The sequence below is a fragment of the Vibrio ponticus genome (assembly GCF_009938225.1).
Classification (GTDB): domain Bacteria; phylum Pseudomonadota; class Gammaproteobacteria; order Enterobacterales; family Vibrionaceae; genus Vibrio; species Vibrio ponticus.
Map to the genome: position 1 here is coordinate 1,654,653 of NZ_AP019657.1, position 21,901 is coordinate 1,676,553.

Annotated in this window: 18 protein-coding genes; 12 read left to right on the forward strand and 6 right to left on the reverse strand. The window is 45.0% G+C overall.

Annotation, left to right across the window (positions count from 1 at the left end; all coding sequences use genetic code 11):
* The 3 genes from GZN30_RS07215 to GZN30_RS07225 are packed head-to-tail and all read left to right on the forward strand — an operon-like array spanning position 1 to position 3,111.
* Positions 1–1,278, forward strand: a complete 1,278-nt coding sequence (locus GZN30_RS07215) for a hypothetical protein (RefSeq protein WP_075648604.1) — start codon at positions 1–3, stop codon at positions 1,276–1,278.
* Positions 1,278–2,324 carry a sensor histidine kinase gene (locus GZN30_RS07220; protein WP_075648605.1) on the forward strand — a complete coding sequence of 349 codons (1,047 nt, stop codon included), beginning with the start codon at positions 1,278–1,280 and terminating at the stop codon, positions 2,322–2,324. Before GZN30_RS07215 ends, GZN30_RS07220 begins: the two co-directional genes overlap by 1 nt.
* A gap of 19 nt (positions 2,325–2,343) precedes the next feature.
* The gene (locus tag GZN30_RS07225) at positions 2,344–3,111 is read left to right on the forward strand and encodes a LytR/AlgR family response regulator transcription factor (protein WP_075648606.1); all 768 of its coding nucleotides are present in this window, start codon (positions 2,344–2,346) and stop codon (positions 3,109–3,111) included.
* A 35-nt stretch (positions 3,112–3,146) separates the two neighbouring features.
* Here the strand turns inward: GZN30_RS07225 and GZN30_RS07230 are convergent, their stop codons facing one another.
* From GZN30_RS07230 to GZN30_RS07245, 4 genes are all read right to left on the reverse strand, one after another.
* Positions 3,147–3,824 (reverse strand): ABC transporter permease, encoded by a 678-nt coding sequence (locus GZN30_RS07230; protein ID WP_075648607.1) that lies wholly within the window; start codon positions 3,822–3,824, stop codon positions 3,147–3,149.
* Positions 3,825–3,827: 3 nt separating this feature from the next.
* A complete protein-coding gene (locus tag GZN30_RS07235) occupies positions 3,828–4,568 on the reverse strand; it encodes an ABC transporter permease (protein ID WP_075648608.1) in 741 nt (246 codons plus the stop codon).
* Between the two features lie 116 nt (positions 4,569–4,684).
* Complete coding sequence (locus GZN30_RS07240) at positions 4,685–5,452, reverse strand: ABC transporter substrate-binding protein (RefSeq protein WP_075648609.1); 768 nt, start codon at positions 5,450–5,452, stop codon at positions 4,685–4,687.
* 92 nt (positions 5,453–5,544) lie between these two features.
* On the reverse strand, positions 5,545–6,315 hold the full coding sequence (locus tag GZN30_RS07245) for an ABC transporter ATP-binding protein (protein ID WP_075648610.1): 771 nt from the start codon (positions 6,313–6,315) through the stop codon (positions 5,545–5,547).
* 778 nt (positions 6,316–7,093) lie between these two features.
* Here GZN30_RS07245 and GZN30_RS07250 point away from each other — a divergent pair.
* From GZN30_RS07250 to pflA, 4 genes are all read left to right on the forward strand, one after another.
* Positions 7,094–8,641, forward strand: coding sequence for a DUF3360 family protein (locus GZN30_RS07250; protein WP_075648611.1), 1,548 nt, complete (start codon positions 7,094–7,096; stop codon positions 8,639–8,641).
* Positions 8,642–8,945: 304 nt separating this feature from the next.
* Entirely contained in the window at positions 8,946–11,222 is a 2,277-nt protein-coding gene (gene pflB / locus GZN30_RS07255; RefSeq protein WP_075648612.1) for a formate C-acetyltransferase, read from the forward strand.
* A 176-nt stretch (positions 11,223–11,398) separates the two neighbouring features.
* Entirely contained in the window at positions 11,399–12,370 is a 972-nt protein-coding gene (locus GZN30_RS07260) for a lipid A deacylase LpxR family protein (RefSeq protein ID WP_075648613.1), read from the forward strand.
* Between the two features lie 148 nt (positions 12,371–12,518).
* Positions 12,519–13,259, forward strand: coding sequence for a pyruvate formate lyase 1-activating protein (pflA, locus tag GZN30_RS07265; protein WP_075648614.1), 741 nt, complete (start codon positions 12,519–12,521; stop codon positions 13,257–13,259).
* Between the two features lie 73 nt (positions 13,260–13,332).
* On the opposite strand, the gene GZN30_RS07270 is transcribed toward pflA, so the two are convergent.
* On the reverse strand, positions 13,333–14,418 hold the full coding sequence (locus tag GZN30_RS07270; RefSeq protein WP_075648615.1) for a linear amide C-N hydrolase: 1,086 nt from the start codon (positions 14,416–14,418) through the stop codon (positions 13,333–13,335).
* Positions 14,419–14,565: 147 nt separating this feature from the next.
* Between GZN30_RS07270 and GZN30_RS07275 the strand changes: the two genes are divergently transcribed.
* Together GZN30_RS07275 and GZN30_RS07280 are read left to right on the forward strand one after the other, a co-directional pair.
* Positions 14,566–15,231: an energy-coupling factor ABC transporter permease gene (locus GZN30_RS07275; protein ID WP_075648616.1), complete on the forward strand. Its 666-nt coding sequence runs from the start codon at positions 14,566–14,568 to the stop codon at positions 15,229–15,231.
* Positions 15,232–15,344: 113 nt separating this feature from the next.
* Positions 15,345–15,845 (forward strand): YfbU family protein, encoded by a 501-nt coding sequence (locus GZN30_RS07280; protein WP_075648617.1) that lies wholly within the window; start codon positions 15,345–15,347, stop codon positions 15,843–15,845.
* Between the two features lie 63 nt (positions 15,846–15,908).
* On the opposite strand, the gene GZN30_RS07285 is transcribed toward GZN30_RS07280, so the two are convergent.
* On the reverse strand, positions 15,909–16,631 hold the full coding sequence (locus GZN30_RS07285) for a MipA/OmpV family protein (protein ID WP_232060493.1): 723 nt from the start codon (positions 16,629–16,631) through the stop codon (positions 15,909–15,911).
* Positions 16,632–16,990: 359 nt separating this feature from the next.
* On the opposite strand from GZN30_RS07285, the gene GZN30_RS07290 reads away from it, so the two are divergent.
* The 3 genes from GZN30_RS07290 to GZN30_RS07300 all read left to right on the forward strand — a co-directional run bounded on the left by GZN30_RS07290 (position 16,991) and on the right by GZN30_RS07300 (position 21,876).
* Positions 16,991–18,925 carry a PrkA family serine protein kinase gene (locus tag GZN30_RS07290; protein ID WP_075648618.1) on the forward strand — a complete coding sequence of 645 codons (1,935 nt, stop codon included), beginning with the start codon at positions 16,991–16,993 and terminating at the stop codon, positions 18,923–18,925.
* 131 nt (positions 18,926–19,056) lie between these two features.
* A complete protein-coding gene (locus tag GZN30_RS07295; RefSeq protein ID WP_075648619.1) occupies positions 19,057–20,328 on the forward strand; it encodes a YeaH/YhbH family protein in 1,272 nt (423 codons plus the stop codon).
* Between the two features lie 9 nt (positions 20,329–20,337).
* Complete coding sequence (locus tag GZN30_RS07300; RefSeq protein ID WP_075648620.1) at positions 20,338–21,876, forward strand: SpoVR family protein; 1,539 nt, start codon at positions 20,338–20,340, stop codon at positions 21,874–21,876.
* Positions 21,877–21,901: the final 25 nt, after the last annotated feature.

A 21,901-nucleotide genomic window follows, 5' to 3' on the forward strand; every position in this document is an offset into this window, starting at 1 on the left:
ATGCAACGCCTGTTTTTGACCGTCTTACTCGCCGCCAGCCCGGCACTAACGCAAGCACAAAATCTTTATTTAAATTGGGATTGGGCGGTATCGGAAAGTCAGAAACAGTTCACCAGCAGTGCGTTTATTGAACCAAACACTGAGCAGCGCTTCCAGTTAGATGCTTTGCTTGACGTTGAATTTGCTTACCAAAACTGGAGCGGGATCGGCACCCTCTATAGCCAAGATATTTACCAATCCGATAACCACACTTGGTTTGAAGAGAGCGAGTCACAACTGATTGTGCGCGAACTGGCTTGGCAAGGTAGCGTTGAACTCGGCACGCAGAGCTACGATCTCTCGTTAGGAAAAATTCGCCTCGACTATGGCGTCAGCTATGCTTACCGCCCACTGGATATGTTTAAGCCGTATCGGCAAAACCCCATTGGGCTTAGTGTAGAGGAAGGTGCGATGGTCGCCGCACTTTCTTCCTTTGATGCCTCCGGCGAATGGTCACTGCTTTATACCAATTCCCACTGGACTGACAATAAGGTTGAGCAATTTGACCAAGCCAATCAACAGCAAGGTGTTGGTATGCGCCGCTACCAATTACACGGTGCTCATGAATATCAGTTTATCGGCTACTACGACGATGTTAGACGCGGCGCGATTGGCGCAAGTTGGGTGACAGTGCCATTACCAGCTTGGGAGTTTCACACTGAAGCGCTGTGGCAAAAACAGAGCATGCAATTTACTCAGCCCATCCAACTATTCGCACCAGTCGAGCTCGCCCAAGCTGGCGAGGCGTGGCAAGCATTGGCAGGTTTTACCTATACCGCAATAAGTGGGCATAGTTTTATTGGCGAATATTGGTATGACAGCCGCGCATGGAGCGACAGTGAATGGCAAAATGCCATTGAACAAGGACAAGGGTTAAAAAACTCAGCGCAAACATACGCAATCGCCACCTCTTATGCGCAAGGGCTAAGCCATTACAACTTGACCCAACACAACGTGATGCTGCACTGGCGCTGGGATAGCCAGACATGGCTACAGTGGCAAACCGACGGCGCTTGGTCTTGGCTTGGCGATGTCACGCCGAAGCTGGATCTGCTTATCTCACCACAAGATGGTGGCGTCGTTGCGACACAATGGATTACATATCAATGGATTGATAACGGTGATCTATCAATAGATTTGGAATTCACTGCACGATTTTTGAGCGGAAAAAATGAATCTGCTTACGCCCAGGTTAACCAAAGCCATACACTAACTTTTACGATTAAAGGAAAATTCTAGTGGACGTGTCGAATTTAGTCATTTGCCCCCGTTGGCGCAATTTCATTATTACCAGCTTGTTTTGTCTATTCGTCGCCGTCACCACATATACGGTTTGGGGTGGCGAGGCTTATGTACATGTCATGACCAGCTTCGGCTATGGTTACTCGGCTCTGCTATCCTCACTTTTTCTTAATAACGTGTTCCCCAGCCTGCACTCTATGATCGAAACAGCCTTGTCGCTGACGATGTCGATTATTTTAGGCTCACTCAACGCTTGGTTCTGGCTCAATACCTATTTCGGCTCCAATCTGTCTGAGCTGCTGCCTGTGGTGATGCTTGGTATCGTATTCTCTGGGATGTGTTTTTACTATTTCTACAACCGAGAACAAATGGCAATTGCCGATAAGCTTTTAGAAGAGACCAAACGCAAACAGGCGGAACAAGAGAAAGCGCTCATCTTAAGCCAGCTCATGCAGATGCAGAGCCAAATTGAACCGCACTTTTTGTTTAATACCTTGGCGAACATTAGCGCGCTAATGACACAAGATATCGACAAGGCGCGCATGATGCTCGATAAGCTCACTGAGCTTTTGCGCACCACCCTGGCGAATTCGCGTTTATCTCAAACCACCGTCGCTGATGAAGTGCATCAATTGGAAGCTTACTTGGCGATTCAAAAAGTGCGTCTCGACCAGAGACTGCAATTTAACATCGAAGTCGATGCAGAGTTAGAACACTCTATTTTGCCGCCAATGCTGATCCAGCCCTTAGTGGAAAACTCAATCCAGCATGGCATTGAGCCCAAAACGGCAGGCGGCGCGATTACGGTGCAAATTTTCGCAGAAAACGACAATATGATTGTAAGAGTCCGTGACACTGGTATTGGGCTCAGCAACACGCCAAGTACCAAGGGGCAAGGCGTGGGTTTAAGTAACATCAAGCGGCGAGTCAAAGGTCTTTATGACCAACGAGGTAGCGTTGCCGTAACCCAGCCTGAACAAGGCGGATTCTGCGTTTCACTCTCAATACCTCTCGATATCACACCAAAATTGTTTACCAGCTAGTAAAAGGAACGCCACAACGATGAAGACGATCACCGCAATTATCGCCGACGACGAACCCCTACTGCGCCATCATTTAGATCGTAGCCTCGCCGACCTTTGGTCTGAGTTGGAAGTTGTCGCTATGTGCGGGGATGGCGCGCAAGCATTGGAAAAAATTGCCCAGCACCAACCCGATGTGGTGTTTCTCGATATTCGCATGCCAGAGTTAGATGGTTTAGCCGTTGCTAAAGAGCTAAATCGCTTGGCGCAGCAACCTTTGATGGTGTTTGTTACCGCTTACGATGAGTATGCGATTCAAGCCTTTGAGCAAAACGCAGTCGACTATCTTCTCAAACCGATTAATGAAGAGCGCCTAGAGCGCTGCTGCCAAAAGTTGCAACAGCGTTTAAGTACCAATAGTAATCAACAAGCACCTGATATTAATCAGCTACTGGCGCAAATCAGCCAATTGACACCAAAACGCGAGCAATACCTAAGCTGGCTTAAAGCAAGCCAAGGTGACGATATTCATCTTATCGCGGTCAATGATGTGCTCTATTTTAAAGCTGAAGAGAAGTATGTATCGATTTATACCGATGAGAGTGAGTATTTGATCCGCACCCCTCTTAAAGAGCTGCTTAGCCAACTCGATCCCGAGCAGTTCTGGAAGATCCATCGCTCAACGGTAGTCAGAGTCGCCGCGATTGATAAAGTGAGTAAGGATTTTACTGGCAGGATGTTTGTCAAAATGCTCAATCACAAACTACCCGTTAGCCGCGCACAGCAAAGCCTATTTAGAAGTATGTAGTAAAAGCCCCTCAATTGAGGGGCTTCGTTTTTATGTTAGGACAGCGGTCGGAGATAAGCTAAGAAACGCTTCTCTGCGTTTTTGAATATCCACAGAATGATGAACGTCAACGCCATATAGAACAGACCAGCAGTGAGGAATGACTCAAATGGCGCATAGTAACGAGAGTTCACCAAACGCGCTGCACCGGTAAGGTCAAGAATGGTCACAATACCTGCCACCGCACTACCATGCAGCATGAAAATCACTTCATTACTGTAAGCTGGCAGTGCACGACGCAAAGCGCTCGGTAAGATGATACGGCGATAAGTCATAAACGTGCTCATGCCATACGCCTTGGCTGCTTCGACTTCGCCTTTTGGCAAACCGTTAATTGCACCGCGAATAATTTCGGCAGTGTAAGCAGAAGTATTAAGCACAAAGGCGACCAGCGCGCAGAACCAAGCGTTTTCCCATAAGGTGTCTTTCACTGGAAAGAATTGATCCATACCGTAGTAAATTAGGTAAAGCTGGACCAAAAGCGGTGTACCTCGGAAAAAGTAGATGTATCCCCAGCTTGGTAGCATCAAAAGATAGTTACGGCTATTTCGCGTAATTGCCAAAGGTATCGCAACCATTAAGCCTAAGATCAGCGCTAAACCAACCAGCCAGAAAGTGGTCCAAAGCCCCTCTAAATAGACAGGGAAGCTCTCAATAATCAATGAAAAGTCCATTTTCTACCTCGCATGTATACTGAATTTACGCTCAACCAGTTTAAGCAAGCCGGTCGAAACGCTGGTAAAAAATAGGAAGATGATTGCGACTGCCATATAGAAGGTAAATGGCATTTTAGTTGAGCCAGCCGCCAACGCGCTCACGCGTACCATATCTTCTAAGCCAATAATCGAAACCAATGCGGTGGTTTTCAACAATACCAGCCAGTTATTACCAAAACCTGGTAACGCATGGCGAACCATTTGCGGAAACAAAATACGGCGAAATGCCAAAGTCGAGCTCATGCCATAGGCTTTCGCCGCTTCTAATTCGCCTTTGTCGACCGCCATAATGGCACCACGGAAAGTCTCCGCCATGTAAGCACCGAAGATAAAGCCAATGGTTAAAACACCCGCAATAAATGGGCTAACGTCAATATAATCAGGAAGATAAGAAACCCACTCGTGATCTGGGTTGCTCGAGGCAAACCATTCGTTCAGCCATTCATTAATCGAATAAAGGCTGTTATTCAATAGGATCTGTCCGCCAAAAAAGATCAGCATCATTAAGACTAAATCGGGAATACCACGAATGATTGTGGTGTAAAGGGTGGCAATAGCACGAGCCCATCGATAAGGGGCTAGCTTAGCCAATGCACCAAGCATTCCCAGTATAACGGCGAGCAAAAGGGACAAGAGTGCCACTTCTATTGTGACCAGTGCCCCTTTTAAAATGGAGGCTTCATATCCTTGAAGATCCAGCATAGGTGAGTTCCTTTCCCTAAACTTAAGTTCGACCGCTGGCTACATCTAGGAACAAGCCAACGGTCGCAGAGTGCCAATTGCTCGTTATCTACTGAGCTTGATTGGCTGGTTGGCGTTTACTGACCGTAAACGTCGTAGTTGAAGTATTTAGCCGCGATCTCTTGGTAAATACCTTTTTCACGTAGCGACAAGATTGCTTCATCCAGTTTCTTAGTCAGGTCTTTATCTTGCTTACGAACCGCAATACCAAAGCCTTCGCCGAACCATTGTGGGTCAGTGAGTGAAGGACCAACAAACTCATAGCCATCACCACCTTTAGCATTTAAAACACCTTCTTCAAGCGCTGAAGCATCACCGAGTACCGCAGCGATACGACCGTTAGCAAGATCTAGGTACGCTTCATCAAATGAACCGTAGCGAACAATCTCAACTTTGTCGTAGTTATCGGTTAGATACTTATCGTGAGTCGTCGCACGTTGCACGCCGATCTTCACGCCATCAAGGTTGGCAAAATCTAAACCTGCGTCTTTCTTAGCAATAAATTTGTTTGGAATCAGCGCATATTTACCCGTGAAATCCACTTTTTTCTTACGTTCTTCAGTAATCGACATCGCAGCAATAATGGCGTCGTACTTACGTGCAAGTAGTGAAGGAATGATGCCATCCCAATCTTGAGGGACTATCTTACATTTCACGTCCATCTCTTTACAAAGTGCGTTTGCCATATCGACATCAAAGCCTTTAAGTGAACCGTCAGCTTCTGTCCAGCTAAATGGAGGATAAGCACCTTCAATACCAAAACGAACTGTCTTCCAATCTTTCGCTTGTGCCATACCAGTCACTGTTGTAGCTGCCAGTGCCGCTACTACTAACCACTTTTTCATTTCCATACTCCTGTGATTTTTAGTGTTTATTAAATTAATGTATTGCTAGATGTTGTGTTGCTCTGCCTTGCTTTGTCGCTAAAGCAAGGCAGTTAATAAATAGATGAGATAAATTGTTGTAATCGTTCAGATTCAGGATTAGTAAACAATTTGGCAGGATCGCCCTGCTCCTCAACCAAACCTTGATGAAGAAACATGACATGATTTGAAACGTCACGAGCGAATGCCATCTCATGGGTGACCACTAGCATGGTGCGTCCTTCTTCAGCAAGATCGCGCATTACGCCAAGTACTTCACCAACCAACTCAGGATCGAGTGCCGAAGTAGGCTCATCGAAAAGCATTACCTCAGGATCGACTGCCAACGCTCGCGCGATCGCAGCGCGCTGCTGTTGCCCGCCAGATAGGTGACCTGGATAATAATCCTTGCGCTCGTATAAACCCACTTTCTTGAGTAGCAATTCTGCATTTTCAATCGCTTGAGCCTTAGGCACACCTAAGACGTGAACTGGTGCCTCGATCACATTTTCAAGAACAGTTAAATGTGACCACAGGTTAAAGCCTTGGAAAACCATAGCTAAACGAGAACGGATTCGTTGAACTTGTTTTTCATTCGCGGGAACAGCTTCACCTTGGCGGTTGTTCTTCATCTCAATCAATTCACCATTGACCCATATTTCACCGTCTGTAGGGGTTTCAAGAAGGTTGATACAACGTAAGAAGGTACTTTTACCTGAACCGGAAGAACCGATTATCGAGATAACATCACCTTTGTGGGCTTCTAAAGAAATGCCTTTAAGGACTTCGTTTTGACCGAAGGTTTTGTGCAAGTTATTGATATTTAGCGCTGGTACATCTTTCATGCGCTGCTACTCCCTGTAATATTATCTTCGTCAAGCTTATTTTTGTAACTGCCTGATTGCATGGATCCTTCCATTTGCCATCAAACTAGCACTAACCATTTAAACATGCAACAAATTATTAACCTGCACATCTTGGTTATATAGACACTTTATATGAATAAATAAGCACAAAATAGTTATTAGTACTTTATTGCATGCATAAGACAAAGTTAGCCTCGAAACTAACAATTGACTCACTTAACATTTATTACACACAAATCTTCTTCACTTACCCACCTCTAAAAATGTTGCAACTATACAGCAAAACGTAAAGCGCAAGTTTATCAAAGGTTACATTTTGAAAGTGATTTTCATGATTCGGGGGCAAAGTGAGTCAATCCTTAACCATGTTGCGTAGTTTTCTTTCACATTCTTTCATAAAGTGATCTAAATCAATCACTCTTAAGGGTTAGCACGTTAAACTCCCGACGGACAAAAGCCTCAATAGATGCTTTTTTGTCCGCTTCTTCGTCTATTCTTAAGCACATGCAGTACGTGCCGCTTAAAGGGCAAAAAGGATTTCTTGTAAGAAGCTATACCTAGACAGCTTGGCGCTGCGGACCGGTACCAAAGAAAATCGCATAGTTTGATTTTACAAGCTGATGATTTGATTAACTTTGATTACCCCTACCCCAGTGAAAAATGTAAATGGTATATGAACAGACGTTTTACGCAGTCGCTTAAAAAATAATTAGACGAGCGACTTAAAATAAATCACTAACTTTAATATGAGGAATCTATGTCAGACGCAGTCAATAAGCCGCACTCTGATTCGGATATCGAAAACAAGAGCTATCGCGAGCTGCATCGTCCGTCATCGGAATTTGCTTCACGTTCCGATTACCTAGATCACGAACTTCAAATCATGAAGCCACGCCGCTTTGGTCTAAACCTACCTGGTCGTGACTTCCGTTTCGAGCTTGAGGACTTAGTTCCAGCTCTTGCGGGTACTATCGGCATCATCGCGATGTACTCAGCAGTAATGATGTCTTGGGCAGAAGGTCTGACAGCTGCTTGGGATCACGTAAACCTTGGTAAAGAGTTTGCGATTGAAGTTGCGCGTGTAGAGATGCTTATCCCTGCATTCCTATTCTGTGTTCTAGCATCTGGCTTTATTAACCCGAAAGCAAACCTTGCGGGTAACCACGGTCCGATGATCCCACTTATCGCGACTATCGCGCTAGCGGGTGCACACCCTCTTGCTCTTGCAATCTTGATCGGTGTCTTCGGTCTGATCTTGAGTTTCCTAAAAGGTGGTTCCAAACTGGTTAACCTTACCTCCGAAGGTACAGCAGGTGGCTTGCTGATCTTCCTAGGTCTAACCGGTACGATGAGCCAAATCACCTCGATTCAAGAGTGGGCAGTAGGTCTTCAATCAGACACAGTTGCAGCGGGCAGCATGGGTTACGTTGGTCTAGTTGTACTAGCAGTAACTATCGTTCTTTACGCATACCTTGCGAAAGTGAACAAGCGCTGGCTAGCTATCCCTGTGTGTGCTTTCACAGGTCTTGCTATCGCATTGGCATTTGGCGCAGGTTTCGATATCAAATTCGTTACTGAAACAGGTCTACCTAACCTAAACCCAGTTTACTGGTGGGGCAGCACTGAAGAAGGCTGGATGCTAGGTCTACCTAACATGCAACACTTTATCGCGTCTCTACCATTTGCAATTCTTGCAGTAGCGATGTGGTCACCAGACTTCCTAGGTCACCGTATCTTCCAAGAACTGAACTACCCTAAAAAGACTGAAAAAGTTCTTATGGACGTAGATGACACTATGACTATGTGTTCTATCCGTCAAATGGTTGGTACAGCAGTGGGTGGTGGTAACATCACTTCATCTTGGGGTACTTACATGATCCCAGCAGCGATCGCTAAGCGTCCTATCCCAGGTGGCGCGATCCTTCTTGGTCTAATCGTAATGGCAGTGGCTATCCTTGGTTTCCCAATGGACGTAGCAGTATGGCCACCAGTAATGCGTGTAGCACTACTAGTAGGTGTATCTCTACCTCTACTAGAAGCGGGTATGCAAATGGTTAAAGACTCTAAAGACTCACAAGCTGCAGGTATCTGTATCTTTGGTTCTGCGGTAGTTAACCCAGTACTAGCTTGGGCACTAACTATGCTACTAGACAACAACGGTCTAATTGGTGACAAAGAGCGTGCTGCACGCCTAGGCTTTGTTGACAAGATCGTAATTCCAGTAGGCGTACTAGTAATCTGTCTAGTTGCAATGCTTGCTGTTGGTATGCTTGAAGACCAATTCGGTATCCCAGCACTACTGTAATTTTTGAGCTATAAATGAAGGGGACGCGATTATCGCGCCCCTTTTTATCAAATATTTTTAGTATTTGTTGATTTAGTTTAAGGTTTCAAAAAAATTTTAGTGTAACCTTGAATTTGAACTGGTAAGATTCCATATAAAGAGTAATGACAATTTTTATAGGTTTTTGATCGAATACCAATAGCGATCAGTAAAGGCTATACATATTGTTATTTTAAATAAGAGTGTACTGTTCCTCTTAACCGAGGATAGCTGGCTCAGCGGCGAAACCAGTACGTGTTTTTTCTACTAAAAAGGTAGGTATGTCATGGCAGAGCAATTTGCTAAAGCTTGGGAAGGTTTTGCACAAGGTGATTGGCAAAACGAAGTAAACGTACGTGATTTCATTCAGAAGAACTACACTCCGTATGAAGGCGACGAATCTTTCCTAGTTTCTGAAGGTACTGAAGCAACTAACAAGCTTTGGGCTAAGGTAATGGAAGGTATCAAGATTGAGAACTCAACTCACGCACCAGTTGATTTCGATACTGACCTTATCTCTACCATCACTGCTCACGATGCAGGCTACATCGAAAAAGATCTAGAGACTATCGTTGGTCTACAAACTGACGCTCCTCTAAAACGCGCTATCATCCCTAACGGTGGTATCCGCATGGTTGAAGGTTCTTGCAAAGCGTACGATCGCGAACTAGATCCTCAAATCTCAAAAATCTACACTGAATACCGCAAAACTCACAACGCTGGCGTTTTCGATATCTACACTCCTGATATCCTAGCTTGTCGTAAGTCTGGTGTTCTAACTGGTCTTCCAGATGCTTACGGTCGTGGCCGTATCATCGGTGACTACCGTCGTGTTGCACTATACGGTATCGACCGTCTAATGAAAGACAAACTGGCTCAATTCAAGTCTCTACAAGAGCGTTTTGAGAACGGTGAAGATCTTCAGATGACTATGCAGCTTCGCGAAGAAATCGCTGAGCAACACCGCGCTCTAGGCCAAATGAAAACTATGGCTGCTAAGTACGGTTTCGATATCTCTGGTCCAGCTACAACTGCACAAGAAGCTATCCAATGGACTTACTTCGGCTACCTAGCTGCTGTTAAGTCTCAAAACGGTGCTGCAATGTCTCTAGGTCGTACTTCTACGTTCCTAGACATCTACATCGAGCGTGATATCGCTGCTGGTAAGATCACTGAAGTTGAAGCTCAGGAAATGATCGACCACTTCGTAATGAAACTACGTATGGTTCGTTTCCTACGTACTCCTGAGTACGATGATCTATTCTCTGGCGACCCAATCTGGGCTACAGAGTCAATGGGTGGTATGGGTCTTGACGGTCGTACGCTAGTAACGCGTTCAAACTTCCGTTTCCTAAACTCTCTATACACAATGGGTCCTTCTCCAGAGCCAAACATCACTGTACTTTGGTCTGAGCAGCTACCTGACGGCTTCAAACGTTTCTGTGCTAAAGTATCTATCGATACTTCATCTATCCAGTACGAGAACGATGACCTAATGCGTCCAGACTTCGAGTCTGATGACTACGCAATCGCATGTTGTGTATCACCAATGATCATTGGTAAACACATGCAATTCTTTGGTGCTCGCGCTAACCTAGCTAAGACTCTTCTATACGTTATCAACGGCGGTGTGGATGAGAAACTTAAGATCCAAGTTGGTCCACAGATGCCTAAGATCCTAGACGAAACTCTAGACTTCGATGACGTTTGGGGCAAACTAGATCACTTCATGGATTGGCTAGCTAAGCAGTACGTGACTGCACTAAACAGCATCCACTTCATGCACGACAAGTACAGCTACGAAGCTGCACTAATGGCTCTACACGATCGTGACGTTCGTCGTACAATGGCTTGTGGTATCGCAGGTCTATCTGTTGCAGCTGACTCTCTATCTGCAATCAAGTACGCGAAAGTTAAACCAGTTCGTGACGAAGATGGCGTAGCTATCGACTTCGAAATCGAAGGCGACTACCCTAAATTCGGTAACAACGATGCTCGCGTAGATGACATCGCTTGTGAACTAGTTGAAGTGTTCATGAACAAGATCCGTCAGCTTAAGACTTACCGTGATGCGATCCCTACTCAGTCTATCCTAACTATCACTTCAAACGTGGTATACGGTAAGAAGACTGGTAACACGCCAGACGGTCGTCGCGCAGGCGCTCCATTCGCACCAGGTGCTAACCCAATGCACGGTCGCGATGAGAAAGGTGCTGTAGCTTCACTTACTTCTGTAGGTAAACTACCGTTTGCACACGCTAAAGATGGTATCTCTTACACCTTCTCTATCGTTCCAAACGCACTAGGTAAAGAAGAAGACAGCCAACGTGCTAACCTTGCTGGTCTAATGGATGGTTACTTCCACCACGAAGCTGGCATCGAAGGCGGTCAACACCTAAACGTGAACGTTCTTAACCGTGAAACTCTAGAAGACGCAGTTAAGCACCCTGAGAAATACCCTCAGCTAACAATCCGCGTTTCTGGTTACGCTGTACGCTTCAACTCTCTAACTGCAGAGCAACAAGCTGACGTAATCGCACGTACTTTCACTGAGTCTCTATAATTCTCAGTTGAATGATTGATGAAAGCCTCGCGTAAGCGGGGCTTTTTTTGTCTCAAGTTTTTCCTAAATTAGTTAGCTGGATCTCCCCTGCTTTCTCGAATTGACCTAAAACTCACTAAAACATCTGCTTCTCATCGCTATAATCATAGTGACAATACTCATTTTGAGGAGCATGAATGAAAAAAATCATCGTTACGTGTTCAAGCATTATTTTCGCTTTTAGTTGCCATGCCTCTCTCGAGCCCACTTGGGTGTTTACCGCGGATAACGATGGGCCTTTTGGTTTAGATAAGGAATATACCAACGCGCTCTACGCCTCTTATACTTCCAGCCCGGTCAGCGATGATTCACGCCTAAATTGGCTTTCTTTATCTCACGATTCTATCGACAAATACGAATTCGCCATTGGGCAAAAAATGTATACCCCAAACGATTTGTTAGCTGACGTTCCCATTGCTAATCAGCGCCCTTATGCTGGCGTACTATTTGGTGAGCTAAACTATATCTCGATCATGGATGAACGGGTGAGTCGCTATAACTTTACACTTGGTACAGTGGGTGAAAATTCATTGGCTGATAAAGCGCAGCGTCTGGTGCATGAGATTACTGGCTCCGATTACCCTAATGGTTGGGACTATCAAGTCGATGAAGGGCTGATCGTTAATCTTGGCTATCTAAATCATCTCGCCTTATATCGTTCTGCCAACGCCTCCCCTACCCAGTTTGAAATCACCAACATTTCTGAACTCAATGCTGGTAATTTCCGCAGCGATATCTCGACAGGATTAATGCTACGTTGGGGAAAAAACCTCTCGGGAAGTTTAGGCGCGGCAAACATTGATAAAGAACTACCATTTCGAGCCGGAGCATTAGGGAAAGAACCCAGTGGATGGTTTGCTTTTTCAGGCATCAAAGCCCGCTATCGCTTTAATGACGTGACCCTCGAAGGTGACAGACCGGGAATACCCGATCCGGAAAACTACCCAGTAACACTGGATAAAAAGCAAGCCACAGCGGTGGCAGGATTTGCATGGTACAACGCCCAATTTGGCGCCAGTTTCACAGCTGCAATTGGAAGCAGTGAGTACCAAGAAGCAAAAGACAATTATCACTCTAACGCCTCGTTTTCATTATTCTTTTTCTTGTAAATAATTCTCTTTTACACCACAACTTAATTAACCTGCTCTAGCACAGTTTTTCTTTGCTATTTATTGGTCTAGAAACGGCTATAACCCTATTTAATCGGGGTGATTTGTAATAAAATAACGTTCAAATAATTGCTAAAGAGATGAGCTCATGTCAACAATTGGTCGTATTCATTCTTTTGAATCATGTGGCACTGTCGATGGTCCTGGAATTCGTTTTATTGTCTTCCTTCAAGGCTGCTTAATGCGTTGTAAATATTGTCATAACCGCGATACGTGGGACACGCATGATGGTAAAGATGTGACTGTTGAAGAGATCATCACCGAAGCGAAAAGCTACCGTCACTTTATGAAAGCGTCTGGCGGCGGTATCACTTGTTCTGGTGGTGAAGCGATGCTTCAACCTGAGTTTGTGCGTGATTTTTTCCGCGCCGCTCAAGCAGAAGGTATCCATACTTGTCTCGATACCAATGGCTACATTCGTAAGCATACCGATGTGGTTGACGAAGTATTAGAAGTAACTGACCTAGTTATGCTTGACCTTAAGCACATGAAAGACGAAATTCACCAAGATTTTATCGGTGTATCTAACCGTCGCGTGCTTGATTTTGCTCGTTACCTACACCAAAAAGGTCAAAAGACTTGGATTCGTTACGTTGTGGTGCCAGGTTACACGGATGAAGATGAAGCCGCGCACATGCTTGGTGAGTTCATTAAAGATATGGACAACATCGAGAAAGTTGAGCTGCTGCCTTACCACAAACTCGGTGCCCATAAATGGGAAGCGCTGGGCTTTGAATACCCGCTTGAAGGTGTCAACCCACCGCCAAAAGAGACGATGGAAAACATCAAGTCGATTCTTGAGCAATACCATCCAAACGTTAAGTACTAATCAAATATTTAGTACTGATCAGATCAAACAGGGCACTTACTTAAGTGCCCTGTTACTTTTCCAACTATCGCGTTTATTTTACGGCGACATCTTCAAAGTGAAACTTACCACTATCCAGTGGCTGTGTACGTTCAACCTTGCTATCAAAGTCTAATTGCTTCAAATCGACACGGCGAATGGTACTGTCATGCATGGTTTTATAGAACAATAAGCCATTTCCCTGATCGATTACCGAAGTCCACTGCGTCGCGCTTGGCAAATCGGGAATGTGGCTCTTATCATTAAACTCAGTGCCAATTGGAATATCAAAATTATTCAAGATATGAAACGCTTGCGACACCGCTTGCTGACCTGTTTTCAACTCAGGGGCAGTGTTGACGTAAAACGCCGCGCGTACGAAGCGCGATGGTGGCGAGATATCACCAGGTAGACCAACAAAGGCAGAACCTACGCCAAACGACTGCGCCGTGACGCCGTTAATTTGTTGGTCACTACTGCTGCCCGGACGTAAATTAATGTAGTTATTTAAGTTTGTTACCTGCCAAGCGTAATCGGGTGAATTGGTCAGCACCTTAGCGGTGTTTTTATGAATATGGATTTCACCATGGTTCATAATCTCAATTACGATGCTGTTGCCATCTTTATCCGATACACGCCAGTGTGCGGTTGGTGATGGGTTGCCCTGCTGGTCAAAATAGACCGTGACAATTTTGATTTTATCGAGCGCCGCTTCAACCTGAGCAACGGTTTCAAACTGACTCAACATCCAACGAACAAAGTCCATATCGGTAATGTTATTCGCCGTGTCACTTGGGTCATATTTGGCTAGTGAACCGTAGTTGCGGAAATAGAATAAGCCAGCACTCAGCCCCTTCTCATTCACCCCCTCGGCAATAAATTTGTCGTCACTCACTGAAATACCCGCAAAACCGTATTTGCTCTGCCACTTTAAACCCTGCTTTTGATCTGGCATGGTAGCGGTATAGGTGTAGTTGCGTGGAGAGATGACCAATTTACTATTGAGATCATTGTGTCCCCACTCTATCGTGCGCGCTTGGATAAAGTCGTTATTCGTCGTAGAGAGTGAAATGCCCGTACAGGCATTCGCCGAATAGTGAAAGCAAGAAGCGAAAAGCAGTGCCAATATCGATTTTTTCATAACTAAACCATACTTGTTGTTATCGGTTTAAAGCCCGCATCAGAATTTGCAGGCAACTGACTAAACGTTACGCCTCTACGCGCGTATTAACAATCTCAAACGATGAAAAAATGTCTATTTAAGGGAAAAACACAATAAGGAAATGGAGTGGAGCTGAATAATTTGTGGATGTGGCTAGTCGCAGTGGTGGCTATCGGTCCATGCCTAAAAGATACACGTGATAACTTTCTGCCCAAGCTCAAGCAAGAAAGCCATTTTCAACATCTGACTTTTGCGGTTTGTTTTGCTCTTTTCTTACTGTGGTTGGCAGAAGCCGGGATTAAACAAGGGCTCGATATTCATTTTCTCGCGCTGACCAGTTTAACGCTGATGTACGGATGGCGTGTCGCCTATCTACTCTGCTTTCCCGTGATATTGAGCCTCGCCCTTTTTGGTACGCTAAGCATCACAGATATGGGGCACTATCTCGTCTTGTCTTGTCTGATCCCCATTCTTACCAGTTATGGTGTTTTTTTACTAAGTTATCGCTATTTGCCACGCAATATCTTTGTGTTTATTTTTGTCGCTGGATTTTTCAATGGTGCCATTACTGGCTCAGTACATATTTTATCTACTAGCCTATTCCATTTACTCACAGATCAGCATGACTGGACGACAATTGTTGATAATTATCTGGTATTTATTGCGCTATTAGCTTTTCCTGAAGGACTGCTTAACGGCATGGCGATCGCGGTATTCAGTGTCTTCAAACCCGAGTGGTTACGTACATTCTCTGACCGAGATTACATCTACAATCATTATCACAAAAAATAAGTAAAAAGTTTTCATTTTTAGTCATAAACATGTGTTGAGATCATGTTTCAAGCGTCAACAACAAGCTAACCTAAGCACATTAAAGATGTACTAGATTTATGAGGTCGCCCCTAATGGAAATGACAAACGCTCAACGTTTAATCCTATCTAACCAGTACTACCTGATGTCACAGATGGATCCTGAAAACGCAAAAAAATACAAACGCTTACAGACTATTGTCGAGCGTGGCTACGTATTACAAATGCGTGAACTAAACAAAGATTTTGGCTGCATTGAAGATAACGAATGTCGTGAAATCATCGACATTATGGAGATGTATCATGCAATGCAAGAATCTAACAATATGTTAGAAGAGCATGAGCGCAAAGAAGTAGACCAACGCCGTCTACAGTTCCTTGGTTTTGATTGCGGAACTGAATGTAAGCTGGTGCATTACGTTCGCTTCTTAGTGGATTCGGAAGGTCTTTACCCGCAATTCGACAAAGGCGACCACAACTTTAACGCACAAATGCCAATGCTAGAAAAATACCGTCGTATGCTAGCAACATGGCGTAAGTGCCCGCGCCAATACCACCTATGCGCAAACGAGTTGAAGCAGATTTTCAACGCGTAAAAGCAACCAAGGCTAAATAAATAGGGGGCAGCATTAACGCTGCCCTGTTTCGTTTGTACTGCACTAAAACATATAAACCGCGGTTACCGTTAATGCCGTATTAATACCCGATTCAATAATTGGGCTCTTTTCAATCTCACCTTCAAGATTGATGTAGCGCACACCCGCCCCCAACCTTAGGCTAGGCGTAATATGCATATAGCCAGACAGCCCGATAAAATATTGACCATCCCAGTCAGCATCAAACGCTGCTAATCCAGAGCGACTCGCCTCTGCTTGACTTACACCATAGAGATGGTTGTTGATCTTATCGCTATTGTAGGAATAACCAATACTCGGCGTAAATCCCCAACCTCTACCACGAAACGGCAAGCGCCAAGCGGCTTCTGCATACAAGCCATTATGGGTACCGCCAATATCTGAACCCGCCGTCGCTTCAAACATGCCCACGCGAGTTAGCAATTGATAGCTGACACCGCCAAAGATGGTTGCATCACGTTCATCCAGCTTTTTAATCGCGGCGTTATCTGAATCACCGGGTTTCAAAGTACGGGGATCGTATGCAGCACGAAACACAATATTATGTGTTGAACCAATGGGATTCAAACGATAGCCAGCACTGAAACCGCGCATGAAGAAGTGTTCTCCTTCGTAGCCGATGACCGGAATGATGGTACGATTTGACGGCGTATCTTTATAAACCGCTGGCGAATAGGATGCACCAACCCCCAAAGACCATTGACTAATACTTGCACTCGCTCCAAACGATAGACTGCTCAAGATCATTGTACCCACTGGCACCCAACTAATTTTCACACCTTTATCCATTCACCAAACTAATCACTGATGAAATTATAACGCACATCATTCCCTATATTGAACCGCGAGTCGATCACATTTATTAACAGCAAACAATGCAAGTTTTTGAAAAGCTGACGACTTCAATCTGTTTCGTCAAGCCTGACGTATAAAAGGTTGTCAGCAGACTCTGGGTGGTTTGTTGCAAACTCATCTAACGATAATTTTGCAAATAAACACATATTTTTTAAGCAAAAGTAGAAATCCACACTAGTCTTAATTAATGAGGGATACGCTAATTTTTGCGAGTTATTTGTCAGTTTGACAGGTTCAGAGGGGAAATCATTATGAGCATTTTCGACCATTTCCAAGCACGCTATGAAGCGTCCAAGGATGAGGAGTTATCTTTACAAGATTTCTTAGCACTGTGTAAGGATGACAAGAGTGCCTATGCCAATGCAGCAGAGCGCTTATTAATGGCTATTGGAGAGCCTGAGGTGATCGACACCGCTCAGGACCCTCAACTTAGCCGTATATTTTCCAACCGTGTTATTTCACGTTACGAAACCTTTAAAGACTTTTATGGCATGGAAGAAGCGATCGAACAGATTGTTTCTTACCTCAAACATGCCGCACAAGGTCTTGAAGAACGTAAACAAATTCTATATCTACTCGGTCCTGTTGGTGGTGGTAAATCCTCACTCGCAGAAAAACTCAAAGCCTTAATGCAACAGCAACCTATCTACGTGCTGTCTGCTGATGGGGTGCGCAGTCCGGTAAACGATCACCCATTCTGTCTGTTTGACATGAATGAAGATGGCGAACTGCTTAAACAAGAGTATGGTATCGACAAACGCTACCTCAGATCGATCATGTCACCTTGGGCGGCAAAACGCCTGCATGAATTTGGCGGTGATATCTCTAGGTTCAAAGTAGTAAAAGTGCGTCCATCAATTCTTGACCAGTTAGCGGTAGCGAAGACCGAGCCTGGCGATGAAAACAACCAAGATATTTCATCACTGGTAGGTAAAGTGGATATTCGTATGCTTGAGCACTTCTCGCAAGACGATCCAGATGCCTACAGCTACTCTGGTGCGTTATGTAAAGCGAACCAAGGTTTGATGGAATTCGTTGAGATGTTTAAAGCGCCAATCAAAGTGTTGCACCCGCTACTGACTGCGACACAGGAAGGCAACTATAATGGTACCGAAGGTCTGTCTGCCCTACCGTTTGACGGCATGATCCTCGCTCACTCAAACGAGTCAGAGTGGCAAACTTTCCGCAACAATAAAAACAACGAAGCATTCCTTGACCGTGTTTATATTGTTAAAGTGCCATACTGTCTGCGCGTTTCTGAAGAAGTCAAAATCTACCAGAAACTGCTTGATCATTCAGAGCTTTCAAAAGCACCTTGCTCGCCAAGCACACTCGACCTGTTAGCTCAGTTTAGTATTCTTTCTCGTCTTAAAGAGCCAGAAAACTCATCTATCTTCTCTAAGATGCGCGTTTACGATGGCGAAACATTGAAAGATACCGATCCAAAAGCCAAGAGCTACCAAGAATATCGTGATTACGCAGGCGTTGACGAAGGTATGTCAGGTCTATCAACACGTTTCTCATTCAAGATCCTGTCACGCGTATTCAACTTCGATCAAAGTGAAGTTGCCGCTAACCCAGTGCATCTGTTCTATGTGATTGAGCAGCAAGTTGAGCGTGAGCAGTTCCCGCAAGACATCGCTGACAAGTACCTAGAATTCCTTAAAGGCTACTTGGTACCACGTTACGTCGAGTTCATCGGTAAAGAAATTCAGACCGCATACTTGGAGTCTTACTCTGAATACGGGCAGAACATCTTTGACCGTTATGTCACTTACGCCGACTTCTGGATTCAGGACCAAGAGTACCGTGACCCAGAAACTGGTCAGTTATTCGATCGCTCAGCGCTTAACAATGAGCTCGAGAAGATCGAGAAAACCGCCGGCATCAGCAATCCGAAAGATTTCCGAAATGAGATCGTTAACTTCGTGCTGCGTGCCCGTGCCAACAACAATGGTCAAAACCCAGTTTGGACCAGCTATGAGAAACTACGCACAGTCATAGAGAAGAAAATGTTCTCCAACACCGAAGAGCTGCTTCCTGTGATTTCCTTCAATGCGAAGACCTCTTCGGAAGATCAGAAGAAACACGACGACTTTGTTGCTCGCATGATGGAGAAAGGCTACACCGAGAAGCAAGTTCGCTTGCTATCTGAATGGTACCTACGCGTACGTAAATCATCTTAATAGCAGCAGACAAATCCTCAGGTAACTGGGGATTGCCCATGGAGTACCTACCAGAGCAACTAGCTCTGGTAGGAGATTGGATGCGATGAATACAAACACGCACAGTGTATGTAGCGAAAAAGGGGTGACTCATGGCGCAATTTATCGACAGACGACTGAATGGCAAGAACAAAAGTGCCGTCAATAGACAGCGCTTTATTCGTCGCCACAAAGAAAAGATCAAAGAATCGGTGGCTGACGCAGTCAATCGCCGCTCAATTACTAATACCGAAACCGGCGAAGATGTGTCAATTCCACACAAGGACATTAGCGAGCCGATTTTCCACCAAGGTCAAGGGGGCGTGAGAGAGCGCGTACACCCTGGTAATGACCAGTTTATCCAAGGCGACAAAATTGAACGCCCTAAAGGTGGTGGCGGTGGTGGCGGTACTGGTGAAGGTGACGCGAGTGCTGACGGCGAAGGTCAAGACGAATTTGTTTTCCAAATTTCTAAAGACGAATATCTCGATATTCTGTTTGAAGATCTTGCACTGCCTAACCTAGACAAGACTCAAATCAACAAAATCACTGAGTGGAAAACCCATCGCGCAGGCTATCAAACCGCCGGTAATCCAGCCAACATCGCGATTGTTAAGTCATTGCAGCAATCTCTTGCTCGACGCACAGCAATGACGGCGGGCAAACGCCGCATGATGAATGAGCTCGAAGCAGAGCTTGAACGCATTCAAAATCAAGAGCCCGCGCAACTTATCGAAGAACGACGCATTAAAGAAGAGATCGCTTCACTGCGCAAGAAAATTGATAGCGTGCCATTTATCGACACCTTCGATCTACGCTTTAAGAACTATGAGCGCCGCCCAATCCCTTCTAGCCAAGCGGTGATGTTCTGCTTAATGGACGTATCAGGCTCGATGGATCAGGCAACCAAAGATATCGCCAAACGCTTTTATGTTTTGCTCTACCTGTTCTTAACACGCACTTACGAAAACGTAGAAGTGGTGTTTATTCGCCACCACACTCAAGCAAAAGAAGTCGACGAGCATGAGTTTTTCTATTCTCAAGAAACTGGTGGCACCATTGTTTCCAGTGCACTCAAACTGATGAATGAGATCGTTGCTGACCGCTATCCAGTTGGTCAATGGAATATTTACGCGGCACAAGCATCCGATGGCGATAACTGGGCTGACGATTCACCGCGCTGTCGTGAGTTGCTGCAAGAAGGGCTACTCCCTAAGTGTCAATATTACTCCTACATAGAGATCACACGACGTTCTCACCAAACCTTATGGCATGAGTACGAGAAGCTGGAAAACGCTTTCTCCAACTTCGCCATGAAGAATATTCGTAGCGTTGATGACATCTTCCCGGTATTCAGGGAACTGTTCAAAAAAGAAAACGCTTAGGGAGGTACCATGACAACAAAATCAACAACGAAAAAAAGCGATAAGCTGTTGCCTGATGGTCCTGACTGGACGTTTGGTTTGCTAGAACGTTATCACGTTGAGATTAAGCGTGTGGCACAGCATTACAAACTCGATACCTATCCAAATCAAATTGAAGTGATTACTTCTGAACAGATGATGGATGCTTATTCGAGTATTGGTATGCCGATCAACTATAACCACTGGTCGTTTGGTAAGAAATTCATCCAGACCGAGCAAGGCTATAAACACGGTCAAATGGGGCTTGCCTACGAGATTGTAATCAACTCCAACCCCTGTATTGCGTACTTGATGGAAGAGAATACCGTCACCATGCAGGCATTGGTAATGGCTCACGCCTGCTATGGGCATAACTCGTTCTTCAAAGGCAATTATCTTTTCCAAGCGTGGACCGATGCTGGTTCGATTATCGACTATCTTCTGTTCGCTAAGAAATACATTGCCGAGTGTGAAGAAAAATACGGTGTCTCTGAAGTCGAAGAGTTACTCGATTCTTGCCACGCGTTAATGAACTACGGTGTTGATCGCTACAAGCGCCCGGAAAAAATTTCGATTGCGGAAGAAAAAAGCCGTCAAGAAGAAAGGGAAGCGTATTTACAGTCACAAGTTAACGATTTATGGCGCACTGTGCCAAAAACTGCTGATAAAGAAGAGAGTGAAAAAGTTCGCTTCCCAAGCGAGCCGCAAGAAAACATTCTCTATTTCATCGAGAAACACGCCCCACTGCTGGAGTCATGGCAACGAGAAATCGTGCGTATTGTGCGTAAAGTGAGCCAGTACTTCTATCCGCAAAAACAAACCCAGGTGATGAACGAAGGTTGGGCTACATTCTGGCACTACACTATTTTGAACCATCTCTACGATGAAGGCGTGGTTTCTGAGCGCTTTATTCTTGAGTTCTTGCACAGCCATACCAGTGTGGTGGCACAACCACCCTACAACAGCCCGTATTTTAGCGGTATTAACCCTTATGCGCTTGGCTTTGCGATGTTCCGCGATATTCGCCGTATTTGTGAAGAACCGACCGACGAAGATAAGGAATGGTTCCCAGAACTTGCTGGCAGTGACTGGTTAGAAGCGGTCCATTTCGCGATGCACAACTTCAAAGATGAAAGCTTTATCAGCCAATATCTGTCACCCAAAATAATCCGTGACTTCAAGTTGTTCTCGATCGTCGATGACGATAGAAAGAACTATATCGAGGTCAGTCATATTCACGATGATATGGGCTACCGAGCGATTCGCGAAAAGCTTGCTGCGCAATATAACCTCAGCAATCTCGAACCAAACATTCAAGTGTTTAACGTCGATGTGCGTGGTGACCGCTCGATGACACTGCAATACGTGCCACACGATCGCATCCCATTGCATGATGGCTACAACGAAGTGCTCAAGCACCTTTATCGTCTGTGGGGTTTTGATGTCATTTTAGAAGAGGTCAAAGAGTCTGGGAGACGTGAGATCATTGGCACTTGTCCGCAGCGCAATAATTACGACTCTGGCATTTAATCGCTAGCCAGATTGGAGTGAAGGT